Consider the following 13,199-nt stretch of genomic DNA (forward strand, 5'->3'; position numbering starts at 1 on the left):
TGAGAGCCGATGCAGGGGCTTCTTCGTGTCCGGGGTGCGTCACGCGGGTCGCCGCGGCGGCCGGGGAGCACCGGCCCGCAGGCCGGCGGTCACTCCCGCTCGCGGGCCGCGAGGAGCGCGAAGCCGCCCGCGATCGCGATGAGCGCGGCGACCATGCCGATGAGCCCGGGCCAGCCGCCCGCGACGAAGAACATGCCGCCCACGAAGCCGAACACGCTCGAGCCCACGTAGTACCAGAGGTTGTAGAGACTCGTCGCCTGGGCGCGATCCTGCGTGGCCTGCACGCCGGCCCAGCCCGAGGCGATCGCGTGCGCGCCGAACAGCCCGGCGGTCATCACCACGAGCCCCGTCACCACGAGCACGAGCGGCTGCGCGAGGGTGAGCAGCGCACCGGCGAGCATGACCGCCATCGACGTGAGCAGCACCCGCCGCCGGCCGTGCCGGGCGACGAGGCCGCCCGCGATCCGCGAGGACGCGGTGCCGGAGAGGTAGGCGATGAACAGCAGGCTCGTGAGGCTCGAGGGCATCGCGTACGGGGCGCCCTCGAGGCGGAAGCCCAGGTAGTTGTAGATCGCGACGAAGGCCCCCATGAGCAGGAAGCCCTGCGCGTAGAGCACGAGCAGGCGGGGCGTGCGCAGGTGACGGCCGACGGCCCTCGCCACGTGCCCCGCGGAGACCGGGTGCGGGGAGAAGCCGCGCGGCGGCGGGGTGATCGTGAAGAAGACGAGCGCCGCGGCGGAGGCCATGAGGGCGACGGCGAAGGTGCCCACGCGCCAGTCGGTGAGGTCCGCGACGGGGCCCGCCACGAGGCGGCCCAGCAGCCCGCCGATCGTGGTGCCGGAGACATAGGTGCCGGCCGCGATCGCGGCGTGCCGGCGGTCGATCTCCTCGCCGAGGTAGACGACGGCGATCGCGGGGATCCCGCCGAGGGCCGCTCCCTCGAGGACCCGCACCACCATGAGCGTGCCGAACCAGGGGATCCACGGCATGAGCAGGCCCAGCGCGGTCGCGGCGACGAGGCTCGCGCGCATGGCGGCGACCCGGCCGATCCTGTCCGCGACGAGCGACCACGGCAGCACCGAGGCGGCGAGGCCCAGGGTCGCCGCGGAGACCGTGAGGCTCGCGCGGGAGGCGTCGACCCCCATGTCCGCGGCGAGGATCGGCAGCACACCCTGCGGGGAGTAGAGCTGGGCGAAGGTCGCGATGCCCGCGCACAGCAGCGCGAGCAGGATCCGTCGGTAGGCCGCGGAGCCGCGGTCGTGGCCGGTCCACGGCGCGGGCGTCGGCGCCGCTGCGACGGGCGCCGCGGCGGGGGCGTCGTCGGTGAGGTCCGACGGCCGGAGGACGGGGGTGGGGAGGGTGGGGGTGGTCGACATGTGCGGGAGGCGCTCCTCGGGAGATCGCCGCTCACGCTAGGAGCCGCCGCGCCCCCGCACAAAGGTCATGGAGCGATGTCCGGCATAGCGATACCGGCATAGGATCGTGTGACCGGCGACGACGATCCCGTGCGGGCCGGCCGACGCGCCCGCGGAGTGAGCGAGCAGACGCCACGGGCAGGGGAGGAGGGTCGATGGAGCAGCAGGGCGACGCCTCCGGTCGCAGCGGTTATGAGGCGGCCGAGGGCATCGAGGGCATCGAGGGCCTCGAGGGACTCGAGGGTCTGGACCGCGGCCGCGTGCTGCGGGACCTCCCGGTGTTCTGCGCCGTCGCGGAGGCCGGCCAGGTCACGCTCGCCGCCGCGCAGCTCGGCCAGCCGCAGTCGATGGTCTCCCGCACGGTGGGCCGCCTCGAGGCGACGCTCGGGGTGCGCCTGTTCGAGCGACGGGGCCGCGGGATGGAGCTCACCGAGGCGGGGCGGCATCTCCTGCCCTACGCGCAGGCCGCCCTGCGGCAGCTCGACGCGGGCCTGCGCGAGGTGCGGGGGCAGCAGGCGATCGGCCGGGACACGCTGCGGGTGGCGGTGCAGTCGCTGCTGGGCCTGCGCGTGGTCCCGCCGCTCATCGCACGCTTCCGGGCCTCGTACCCGGAGGTGGGCTTCGAGCTCGTGCAGGGCTCCCGCCGTCGCGGCCTCACCCTGCTCGAGGAGGGGAGGATCGACATGGCGCTGCTCTCCTCGCCGCCGCGGATGCCGCGCACCACCACCATCGAGATGGCTGCGGAGCCGCTCGTCGCGCTCGTGCCCGCGGGGCATCCCCTGCACCGGAGCGCACCGGTCGCGGTCGAGGAGCTCGCCGACGAGGAGCTCATCATGCTGAGCCCGGACTTCGACGTGCACGGCCTCGTCCACGCCATGTTCGCCTCCGTCGGCCGGTCCCCGAGGATCGGGATGACGACCGAGGACTACTACACGGTGCGCGGTCTCGTCTCGGCGCGGCTCGGGGTGAGCATCATGCCGCCGATGCCGACGGTCTCCGACGGGGTCCGTGAGCTGCGGATCGAATCGCCCATGGCCCGCCGCACGATCGGAGCGGTGGTGCACGAGGACGCGGGCCGGCCGGCGCTCACGGCCTTCGTGCGGATGCTCGCCGCCTCGGACGCCCCTCTCTGAGGACCGTCCCCCGGGGCCCCGCTCAGGCCGGGCCGACGTGCAGGATCGTCGCGAGGAGCTCGCGGGCGCGGTCGAGCACGTCGTCGTAGCTGCGCTCCCCGCCCTCGGCCCTCGCCTCCGAGCCCTGGTGGGAGAGGTGGCCGAGGGAGCGGATCATCCCGGCGATGAGGCTCGTGATCATCTCCGCCGTCGGCTCGACCTCCTCCTCGGGCAGGTCGGGGTGCTCGTTGCGCACGCGGAGCTGGATGATCTCGTCGAGCTCCTCCTCGAGGGCGAAGATGCGCTGCATCTGCGCGGCGAGGAGATCGGGGTGCGAGGTGACCACGCGCATCCGCTCCTCGAGGGAGAAGGGCAGGTCCATGGGCGGCGGCGTGACGATGCCGACCGCGTCGAGCAGCACCGGACCCGTGCCCACGATGAAGCGGCGGGCGGCGCTCTGGTCGATCCGGGGCATGTGCCGGCCCAGGAGCGCGTCCTCCTTGGTGGGGTAGTGGTTGAAGAAGGTGCGCTGGCTGATGCCCGCGGCCTCGCTGATCATCGCGACGGTGACGTCGGCGTAGCCGTGCTCGACGACGAGCTCCAGGGCGGCCTTCTCGATGGCGTCGGCCGTGCGCTCGCCGCGACTCCTCGCCACGGGGGCGGACTTCTCGCTCATGGGGCCACAGTACGGCGCGCCACACCTCTCTGGACGCCTTCAGTGGCAGTCACTACAGTTCCGAACTGCAGTCACTGCAATTCTGAGTGTGAGTCGATGAAAGGCACCCCATGACCACCACCGCCGCACCGATGGTGCTGACCCGTCGCCGGGTCTGGACGATCTTCGCCGCGCTGCTCGCGGCGATGTTCCTCTCGAGCCTCGACCAGACCATCGTCTCCACCGCCATGCCCACGATCGTCGGCCAGCTGGGCGGCGTCGAGCACCAGATGTGGATCACCACCTCCTACCTGCTCGCCTCGACGATCGTCATGCCGATCTACGGCAAGTTCGGCGACGTCCTCGGTCGCCGCCACCTCTTCCTCATCGCGATCGCCCTGTTCACGCTCGCCTCGCTCGGCGCCGCGCTCTCGAGCACCTTCTGGGCCTTCGTGATCTTCCGCGGCCTGCAGGGCCTCGGCGGCGGCGGGCTCATGATCCTCTCCCAGGCGATCATCGCCGACGTCACCCCGGCCGACCAGCGCGGCAAGTACATGGGTGTGCTCGGCGCCGCCTTCGGCGTCTCCGCGATCGCCGGCCCGCTCCTCGGCGGCTACTTCGTGGACCACCTGACCTGGCACTGGGCCTTCTACATCAACATCCCCGTCGGCATCGCCGCGTTCCTCGTGGGCGTGTTCGCCCTGCAGCTGCCCAGCAAGCGCGCGACCCGCCGCATCGACGTGCCCGGCGTCGTCGCGCTCTCCGCCGCGACCGCGAGCCTCATCCTCTTCGCCGACCTCGGCGGGGACGACGCCCACGGCTGGGACTCGGCGCTCACCTGGGGGCTCGGCGCGCTCTTCCTCCTCGCCGCCGCGGCCTTCGTGCTCATCGAGTCCCGCGCGGAGGACCCGATCATCCCGCTCTCGCTCTTCCGCAACCGGCTCTTCGTGCAGTCCACCGCGATCGGCCTCGCCCTCGGCATCGGCATGTTCTCCGTGCTCGGCTTCATGCCCACCTTCCTGCAGATGGCGTCGGGCACCTCCGCCGCGGAGTCCGGGCTGCTCATGATCCCGATGATGGCCGGCATGATGGCGACCTCGATCGCCTCCGGCGCCTACGTCTCCCGGACCGGGCGCTACCGGATCATCAGCGCCGCCGGCGTGCTCGTCATGATCGGCGCGGTGCTGCTGTTCACCACCATGACCGCGCAGACCCCGATCTGGGTGATCATCGCCTACCTCATGATCTTCGGCGCCGGCCTGGGCCTGGTCATGCAGAACATCGTGCTCGTCGCGCAGAACGCCGTCAGCGCGACCGTCGTCGGCACCGCGACCAGCACCACGAACTACTTCCGCGAGGTCGGCGCGACCCTCGGCACGGCGGTCTTCGGCACCGTCTTCGCGACCCGCCTCACCGAGCGCCTCGTCGCCGTGTTCAGCGGGAGCGGCGCGAGCGCCGACCAGGCCTCCTCCGCGGCCTCCACGATCGACCCCTCGACCCTCGCGGAGCTCCCGCAGGCGATGCGCGACGCGATCGTCGGCGCCTACGCCGAGGCCCTCTCCCCGGTGTTCTGGTACGTGCTGCCCTTCCTCGCCGCGGCCGTGCTGCTCGCGATCACCCTGAAGCAGGTCCCGCTCTCCCACGAGGTCGGGCTCGTGGCCCGCGGCGAGGCCGTCCTCGAGGAGCCGGCCGACGGCGCCCCCGTGGGGACCGCCGCGCAGGAGGGGCCCCGGACGGACGAGGACCCGGTGCCCGCGACCCTGCGCTGAGGCCCGCGCACAGGAGTACGCTCGCGCTCGCCACGCGCCCCGACCGGGGACGCATCGTCGAAGAAGGCAGCATGGACGTCCGCTCGCTCGCAGGGCTCACCCGGGACGACATCGCGGAGGTGGGCGGCAAGGCCGCCCACCTCGGCGAGCTCCTCACGCTCGGAGCGCCGGTCCCGCCGGGCTCCGTGCTCACGACCGGCGCCTACCGCCGCGCCCTCACCCCGATCGAGCCCGCGCTGCTCGACCTCGCCGCCCGCGTCGACCCCGAGGACATGGACGGCGCGGAGGAGCTCTCCCGGCGGATCACCGATCTCGTGCAGGGCGTCGACATCCCCGCCGACCTCCGCTCGGCGATCCTCGCCGCCCGGGACGAGCTCGGGGAGACGGCCCTCGCGGTGCGCTCCTCCGCCACTGCCGAGGACCTCGAGGACGCGAGCTTCGCCGGCCAGCAGGAGACCTTCCTCGGCGTGCGCGGCGAGGAGGAGCTGCTGCGCGCCGTGCGCGGGTGCTGGGCCTCCCTGTGGTCCGCCCGCGCCCTCGTCTACCGGGCCCGCCGCGGCATCGACCCCGCCGAGGTCTCCCTCGCCGTCGTCCTCCAGGCCATGGTCGAGGCGGAGGCCGCGGGGGTCCTGTTCACCGCGAACCCCGCGACCGGCCGCCGCCAGGAGACCGTCGTCTCCGCGGCCTGGGGGCTCGGCGAGGCCGTCGTCTCCGGCCTCGTCGACACCGACCAGGTCGTCGTCGACACCGCCGCCCAGCGCGTCCTCTCCCGCACCACCGCGGACAAGCAGGTCATGGTCGTCCCCGCGGAGGGCGGCACCGCGACCGTCCCGGTCCCCGCCGCGCGGCGCCGGCTCCCGGTGCTGAGCGACGAGCAGGCCCTCGACCTCGCCGCCTGGGGCTCCCGGATCGAGCGCGCCGCCGGAACCCCGCAGGACGTCGAATGGGTGCTCACCCCCGACGGCCTCGTCCTCACCCAGGCCCGCTCGATCGTCGCCCTCGCCCCCGAGTCCGGGCCCGTCCCCACCGCCTGGACCGTCCCGCGCCGCCGCGCGGGCTACTTCCGCGCGAGCATCGTCGAGCAGATGCCGGACCCGCTCACCCCGCTCTTCGCGGACCTCACCGCCGCGCACGTCATCCCCGCGATGATCGCGACCGTCGCCGAGGCCGCCGGGCGCGACGACGTGTTCCGCGACCGCGGCGTCGACTTCGTGACCATCAACGGCTATGCGTACTACGGCTACGCGAACACGTCGATGGCCGACGTCACCGCCCGCTCCGTCCTGCTCGTGCCGCGGCTCCTGCGCGGCGGCGTGGGAGGCCCCCGCTTCTGGGAGGGGACGGCGCTGCCCCGCTACCGCGCCCTCGTCGCCGAGCGCACCGCCACCCCGGTCACGGAGCGCGGGGCCCGTCTCCTGCTCGAGGACGCGGAGACCCTGACCCGCGCCGGCTTCGCCTGCTACACCGCGGTGCAGACCGTCATCCCGCCCGTCGTCATCGCGGAGACCACCTTCTCCGCCCTCCACCGCCGGCTCGCCCGCCCCGGCGACCCACGGCCCGAGCAGCTGCTGCTCGGCTTCCCGAGCGCCCCGCTGCGTGCCGAGGAGTCCCTGTGGGACCTCGCCGCGCAGGCCCGCGAGGACCCGGCGCTCACTGCGGCCCTGCTCGACGGGGACTCCCTGCCCGCGGAGCAGCCGGGCAGCGTCGACGCCGCGGCCTGGGAGCGGTGGCAGGAGGGGCTCGCCGCCCACCTCGCCGCCCGCGGCCATGCGACCTACACCCTCGACCTCGCCCAGCCCGTCGCCGCCGACACCCCGGACCTGCTGACGGACGTGCTGCGGATGTTCCTGCGCGGCGAGGGCCGCGACCCGCGCGAGCGCCGCGCGGAGATGGCCCGCGCCCGGGAGGAGGGGCAGGCGCGCATGCTCGGCCGGCTCCGCGGGCCCCTGCGCCGGCTCTACGCCTCCCGCCTCGCGAGCGCCCAGCGCCTCACCCCCGTGCGCGAGGACGCCCTCGCGAGCGTGGGCCTCGGCTGGCCCGCCGCCCGCGCGGCGCTCCGCGAGCTCGGGGCCCGGCTCGTCGCCGCGGGCGCCGTCGCGGACCGCGAGGACGTCTTCTGGCTGCGCCGCGAGGAGCTCGCCGCGCTCGCCGAGGCCCTCGACGCAGGCCGCACCGCCCTGCCCTCGCACGCCGCCGCGGTCGAGCGGCGGCGCGTCGTGCACCGGGGTCAGCGGCTCGCCGAGCCCCCGCAGCTGCTGCCGCAGCGATCGCTGTGGCGCGCCATGGACCGCTGGATGCCCAGCAGCGGCGGCAGCGCGGAGGGGGAGACGCTGCGCGGGATCGGCGGCAGCGGCGGGACCGTCACCGCGACCGTGCGCGTGCTCTCCGGGCCCGAGGAGTTCGGGCAGTTCCGCCCCGGGGAGGTGCTCGTCGCCGCGATCACCACCCCCGCGTGGACCCCGCTCTTCGCGATGGCCGCGGGCGTCGTCACCGACGTCGGCGGGCCGCTCAGCCACAGCTCGATCGTGGCCCGCGAGTACGGGATCCCCGCGGTGCTCGGGACGGGCAGCGCGACCCGGCGCCTGCGCACCGGGGACCGCGTCGTCGTGGACGGCGACACAGGCACCGTGCGCCCCGCGGAGGACGCCTGAGACCCGCCTCCGGCGGGGATCCCCTGCTCAGCGGCCGGGCGCGGTGAGAAGGAGCTCCACGTTCCGGTCCTGGGCCTCGCCCTCCTGGGCGAGGTCCGCGTGGAGGTCGTTGAAGGCCAGCTCGCGGTAGAGCGTCGCGAGGGAGTCGCCCTCGTACGGCGCCGCGGACTCGATGATCGTCGAGAGCAGGGACAGGGTGCCGTCGCGGTTGTCGACCACCTCGATCACCCGCGCCTGCTGCGGGAAGTCCACGTGGGAGGCGGTGTTGACCGTCCAGTAGCGCCGCTCGGGCACGTCGTGCCCGCGCAGCTCGACGGCGTTGGTGTGCGTGTGCCCGTTGACCCAGGCGAGCACGTTCGGGAAGCGGCCCAGCAGGTTCGCCACGTCCCAGCCGGCGTGCCGCAGCTCGGGCTCGCCCGGTGCGAGCAGGAGGTTGTTCATCGTGTCCGGCGTGTGGTGGCTGAACACGAGGAAGTAGGTGTCCTCCGCCTGCCGGGTCACGAGCCGCCCGAGCGCGTCGTAGGAGCGGCTCGACCCCTCGGTGAGCACCCGCTCGAGCCAGCGGTACTGGGCGTGGCCCAGCGACCCCTCGGTGAAGCCGGCCCGGTTCGTGGAGTCCAGCGCGATGCCGACCACGCCCTCGGCGATGTCGAAGGTGTAGTGGCCGGTGCGCTCGGCGACGTTCTGCTCGGTGTAGCCGTGGCCCGGCGCGCCCGCCCGGGGCGCCGAGTCGAGGTGCGCGCGCAGGTACTCCTCGATCGTGAACGGGGCCCGGCGCTCGTCCGGCGTGACCTCGTGGTCGTGGCGGGGATCGGCGCTCGCGGTGATCCCCGGGGCGCGCGTGCCGTCGATCGAGGAGGTCGCCGCGGTGCGCACCCGGGACTCGAGCTGGCGGTTCGCGGCGTCGGAGGTGAAGCCCGTGAACTTCCACGAGCCCGTGTAGATCTCCGCGAGGAAGCCCCAGTCCGACGGCAGCGTGCCCGAGACGGAGTCGTCGTGGTTGCCGAACACGCTGAACCAGGGCACGTCGAGGCCCGGGCTGCGGTGGCTCGCCGTCGCGCGGTCCAGGAGGTCGGGGATCGGGGCGAAGCCGGCCTGCTCGTAGCGGTCGCCCACGCCGCCCGCGGGGTTCCAGTAGTTCCGGTCGCCGCTGGTCTGCACGCCCTCCCTGGTCCCGTCGGCCCCGGTGCTCGCGGTGATCTCGCCGCCGTCCATGACGGCGAGGAACCAGTCGAGCTCGACGGTCTCGTGGTTGTCGGTGTTGTCCCCGGTGGTGACGACGCAGTCGAGGGGGCGGCGCGTGTGCGGGCCCCGCTCGAGCGCGTTCACACGCTCGACGAGGGAGACGGAGCCCTGGGTGGTGAGCGAGTCCTGCGGGCGGAAGGCGGAGCCGGTCACGTCGTGGAGGTACTCGAAGCGCATCGGGGACTGGGCGTCGAGCAGGTGCTGGTCGGTGAACTGGACGAGCGCGGCGAGCGGGACGCGGGTGTCGGTGCGGGCCTTCCGCGGAGGGTTCTCGAGCGCGTCCTCCCGTACGAGGAACGGGGAGGGGTCCCCGGCGGTGAGGCGGCGGTAGGTGCCCTCGGGGCCGGCCTCGGGCACGGCGCGCTCGGCGAGGGTGGTGCCGGTGGGGTCGAGCCCGGCGTCCTCGGCGAAGGCCCGCTGGGCGGGGAGGGTCGCGGCGGAGGTGCCGGCGAGGGTGAGGGCGGAGCCGGCGAGCAGCGTGCGCCGGCGCAGCGGGGAGGTGGGGGCGGGGAGGTGGGGATGCGCCATGACCCCCAGCCCAGCAGGCCAGGGTTACCCCCGGGTAAAAAACGGGGGAGCGGCATGTGGCGACCGCGGGGCCCGCCGGCGACAGGCCCCGCGGCGCGCCATCAGAGGATGAACTCGAGCGGGTCGAACTCGTCGATCTCGATGATCCGCACGCGCGGCAGCTTCGAGGTGAAGGCGTGGACGTCGTGCTCGAGGTCGAAGAACTCGATCCCCGGGACGTTGCGGAGATCCGCGGCCATGAACTCCTGGAAGCCGACGATCCCCGTGCGGCGCTCCGGATCGGCGGCGAGCGCCTCCATCTGCGGCACGAAGTCCTTGTCGTGGCTGACGAGCAGGACGTCCGCCTCGCGCTCCGCGAGGGCCTCGGCGGTGCGCTGGATCGCGATGTCCACGACCTTGCCCTCGCCGCGAAGCGGGACGGTGCGGTAGCCGATCGCGATGAGCGCCTGCACGAAGCCGAGCGGCAGCGTGTCGCCCACGGCGAGGAAGAACAGGCCGGTCACCGGCTGCTGCCAGGCGGACTCGGCGTGCTCGAGGAGCTTGTTCCAGCGGGGCCGCTCGTCCGGCTGGGGACGGCGGTTCAGCACCGACACCCCCAGGGTGGCGTCGATGTTCTCCCCGTCGACCAGCATGTACGTGCGGCGATCGCTCATGGGGCGAGCCTACGCGCTCCGCGTGCCGCGCCGCCCCTCGGCCGCCCGGACGGGCGGGGCCGGCGACCGTAGGCTGGGGCGATGGCGACCACCCGGAACGCGCTGCCCGCCCTCGCCCAGTCCACCGCCGCGGCGGTGCCGGCGCTCTCCGTGCCCTGGCAGGCGGATCCTGTGCCCGCCGCGCGGATCGTCTGGCTGAACGAGGAGCTCGCTGCGGATCTCGGCATGGACCCGGACCTGCTGCGCGGTCCCGAGGGCCTCGCTCTGCTCACCGGCAGAATCGGGGCCGACGGCCGCCCGCTCGCCCCCGGCGAGGCCCCGCCGGAACCGCCCTTCACCACCGCGCAGGCCTACGCGGGCCACCAGTTCGGCCAGCCGAACCCGCAGCTGGGCGACGGTCGCGCCGTGCTGCTCGGCGACCTCGAGGACGGACACGGGCGCCGCGTCGACCTGCACCTCAAGGGCTCCGGCCGCACGCCCTTCGCCCGCGGCGGCGACGGGAAGGCGCCGCTCGGACCGATGCTGCGCGAGGCGATCATCGGGGAGTTCCTGCACGCCGCCGGGGTCCCCACGACCCGCGCGCTCGCCGTGCTCGCGACGGGGGAGCGGATCGCACCCCGCCGCGGGGAGGAGCCCGAGCCCGGTGCGCTGCTGGTGCGGGTCGCCGCGAGCCACCTGCGCGTGGGGACCGTGCAGCACGCCGCCTGGCACCACGGGGAGGGGACCGTGCGGGCCGTCGTCGACCTCGCGATCGCCCGCCACCACCCGCGCGCCGCGGAGGCGGAGAACCCGCCGCTCGCCCTGCTCGAGGCGGTCACGCGGGCGCAGGCGGAGCTCCTGGCGCAGTGGATGCTGCTGGGCTTCGTGCACGGGGTCATGAACACCGACAACATGGCACTCTCGGGGCAGAGCATCGACCACGGGCCCTGCGCGTTCCTCGACGCCCACGTGCCGGGCGCCGTGTTCAGCTCGATCGACCGGCAGGGGCGCTACGCCTACGGCAACCAGCCGGGGATCGCGCTGTGGAACCTCTCCCGCCTCGCGGAGGCGCTGCTCCCGGCCATCGACCCGGAGGATCCCGAGCGCGGCGTCGGCGCCGCGACCGCCGTGCTCGAGGGCTTCGAGCCGGCCTATCTCGCGGCCCGCGCCCGGGGGCTTGCGCGGAAGCTCGGCGTGCCCGGCGCCGAGGACCCGGTGCGGCTCGCGGCGGCGGGGGAGCTCGGTGAGGAGCTGCTGGACCTGCTCGCGGAGCACGGGGCGGATCACACGCTCGCGTTCCGCGCGGTCGCGGAGTCGCGGCCGGGCGCGGTCCTGCCCGCGGCGCCGCCGGCCGCGATCGAGGGCTGGTGGGCGCGGCTGCTCGCCCTGCGCGGGGAGGGTCCGGAGGCGCGCACCGCGCTCGCGGAGGCGGGGCGCGCGAACCCCCGTCGGATCCCCCGCAACCGCCTGCTCGAGGACGCGCTCGCCGCCGCCCAGGGGGGAGAGGAGGCGGCGGCGCTGCATGTGCTGGGCGGTGTGGCCGAGCCGTTCGACGAGAGTCCGGAATATGCGGATATGGAGATTCCGGCCGATGACGCGGATCCCGTGGTCACGTTCTGCGGCACCTGACCTGCGATATTGGCAAACTCTTTGTATTGTGGCCCGAATAATAAGTGTGTCACCAGGAGTTCTGGACGATCCCCGCAGGTGGGGTCCATGCTGTCCGGTGTGAAGGGCCCGTGAAGGTCGCTTCCCGGGACTTCTCGGATCTCCGTCGTGACTCGTCGCGTCGTGGACCCGTCCATCGAAACCGACGTCCGGAGGACACCGTGAATTCCCTGGCGAACTACGACTGGGCGGGACTGGGCCTCAAGGTCCTCTCCGCCATCGTCGTCCTGATCATCACCGCGATCCTCGCGACCGTGCTGAAGAACGCGGTCGCGAAGCTCAGCGGTCGCATCCCCGCCCTCCAGCGACAGGGGGCCGACGGCGCGAAGCTCGGCAGCGCCCTCGGCACGATCGTCTCGATGATCGTCTGGCTGCTGGGCCTCGTCATCGTGCTCGGCATCTTCCAGCTGACCCAGGTCCTCACCCCGGTCACCACGATGCTCGAGCAGGGCCTCGGCTTCATCCCGAACATCATCGGCGCCGTCTTCGTGTTCGTCATCGGCCTGATGATCGCCAAGATCGTCAAGGCGCTCATCGTCACCGCGCTCAACGCGGTGGACTTCGGCAAGCTCCTCGGCACCGCCCAGGCCGGCTTCGACAAGGCCACCGGCGGCGTCACCGGCAGCACCCAGCGCCCCGCCGCCGCGCAGGCCGCCCCCGGCCAGCAGCAGGCTCCCGGTCAGCAGCACGCCCCCGCCCAGCAGGGCGCTCCCGCCCAGCGCTCGAAGGTCCCCGAGATCCTCGGCTCCGTCGTGTTCGCGCTGATCATGATCGTGGTCTCGATCGCCGCCCTGCAGATCCTCGGCATCGCCTCGATCTCCGAGCCCGCCTCGCAGATGCTCACCACGGTGTTCACCGCGATCCCGAACATCATCGCCGCGGTCGCCCTCGTCGCGATCGGCGTGCTCATCGCCCGCTTCGTCACCGGCCTCATCCGCCCGATCCTCGACGGGACCGGCGTGGACGCCTGGCTGCAGAAGCAGGAGATCCTGCCGGCGGGCTCCTCCGCGACGCCGACGGTGCTCAAGGTCGTCGAGATCGCCGTGATCCTTTTCTTCGCCGTCATGGGCGCCCAGGTGCTCGGCTTCCCGCAGGTCACCGCGATCCTCTCCGAGATCCTGGCGCTCGGCGGGAACGTCCTGTTCGGCGGTGTCATCGTGGCGGCCGGCTTCTTCATCGCCACGATCGTGGGCAAGGTGCTCTCCGGCACCGCCGCGACCGTCGTGAAGTGGGCGATCATCATCCTCTTCACCGCCATGGGCCTGCAGTCCATGGGTGTCGCCGACTCGATCATCGAGATGGCCTTCGGCGCCCTCGTCATCGGCGGCGCCGCCGCCGCGGTGCTCGCCTTCGGCCTCGGCGGCCGCGACGCCGCCGCGCGCCAGCTCGCCAAGCTCGAGAAGGCCCAGGCCTCCCCGGCGAAGGCCGCCCCGGCCTCCTCCGGCCCTGCGGCCGGCGGCACGACCGTTGTCCCGCCCCGTCCCGACGAGCAGGGCTGACGCACCCCCTCGGGCGCCTCTGACC

General features: G+C 73.7%; 9 protein-coding genes. 5 read left to right on the forward strand and 4 right to left on the reverse strand.

The features are described 5' to 3' along the window. Nucleotides 1-89: 89 nt before the first annotated feature. A complete protein-coding gene (locus NLU66_RS03195) occupies nt 90-1,376 on the reverse strand; it encodes an MFS transporter (protein WP_259361503.1) in 1,287 nt (428 codons plus the stop codon). Between the two features lie 194 nt (nt 1,377-1,570). Between NLU66_RS03195 and NLU66_RS03200 the strand changes: the two genes are divergently transcribed. Continuing rightward, entirely contained in the window at nt 1,571-2,548 is a 978-nt protein-coding gene (locus NLU66_RS03200) for a LysR family transcriptional regulator (RefSeq protein WP_259361504.1), read from the forward strand. A 22-nt stretch (nt 2,549-2,570) separates the two neighbouring features. Here the strand turns inward: NLU66_RS03200 and NLU66_RS03205 are convergent, their stop codons facing one another. Continuing rightward, complete coding sequence (locus tag NLU66_RS03205; RefSeq protein WP_259361505.1) at nt 2,571-3,203, reverse strand: TetR/AcrR family transcriptional regulator; 633 nt, start codon at nt 3,201-3,203, stop codon at nt 2,571-2,573. Nucleotides 3,204-3,313: 110 nt separating this feature from the next. On the opposite strand from NLU66_RS03205, the gene NLU66_RS03210 reads away from it, so the two are divergent. Both NLU66_RS03210 and NLU66_RS03215 read left to right on the forward strand, forming a co-directional pair. Then, entirely contained in the window at nt 3,314-4,951 is a 1,638-nt protein-coding gene (locus tag NLU66_RS03210) for an MDR family MFS transporter (protein WP_259361506.1), read from the forward strand. 71 nt (nt 4,952-5,022) lie between these two features. Continuing rightward, complete coding sequence (locus NLU66_RS03215) at nt 5,023-7,602, forward strand: PEP/pyruvate-binding domain-containing protein (protein WP_259361507.1); 2,580 nt, start codon at nt 5,023-5,025, stop codon at nt 7,600-7,602. Between the two features lie 27 nt (nt 7,603-7,629). On the opposite strand, the gene NLU66_RS03220 is transcribed toward NLU66_RS03215, so the two are convergent. Both NLU66_RS03220 and NLU66_RS03225 read right to left on the reverse strand, forming a co-directional pair. Beyond that, nucleotides 7,630-9,375 carry a TIGR03767 family metallophosphoesterase gene (locus tag NLU66_RS03220; RefSeq protein WP_259361508.1) on the reverse strand — a complete coding sequence of 582 codons (1,746 nt, stop codon included), beginning with the start codon at nt 9,373-9,375 and terminating at the stop codon, nt 7,630-7,632. A 101-nt stretch (nt 9,376-9,476) separates the two neighbouring features. Then, nucleotides 9,477-10,028 carry an NYN domain-containing protein gene (locus tag NLU66_RS03225; protein WP_259361509.1) on the reverse strand — a complete coding sequence of 184 codons (552 nt, stop codon included), beginning with the start codon at nt 10,026-10,028 and terminating at the stop codon, nt 9,477-9,479. 81 nt (nt 10,029-10,109) lie between these two features. Between NLU66_RS03225 and NLU66_RS03230 the strand changes: the two genes are divergently transcribed. Next, a complete protein-coding gene (locus NLU66_RS03230; RefSeq protein ID WP_259361510.1) occupies nt 10,110-11,636 on the forward strand; it encodes a protein adenylyltransferase SelO in 1,527 nt (508 codons plus the stop codon). 200 nt (nt 11,637-11,836) lie between these two features. Further along, nucleotides 11,837-13,174 carry a mechanosensitive ion channel gene (locus tag NLU66_RS03235; protein WP_259361511.1) on the forward strand — a complete coding sequence of 446 codons (1,338 nt, stop codon included), beginning with the start codon at nt 11,837-11,839 and terminating at the stop codon, nt 13,172-13,174. Nucleotides 13,175-13,199: the final 25 nt, after the last annotated feature.

This window comes from Brachybacterium sp. NBEC-018 (genome assembly GCF_024860185.1).
Lineage (GTDB): Bacteria > Actinomycetota > Actinomycetes > Actinomycetales > Dermabacteraceae > Brachybacterium > Brachybacterium rhamnosum.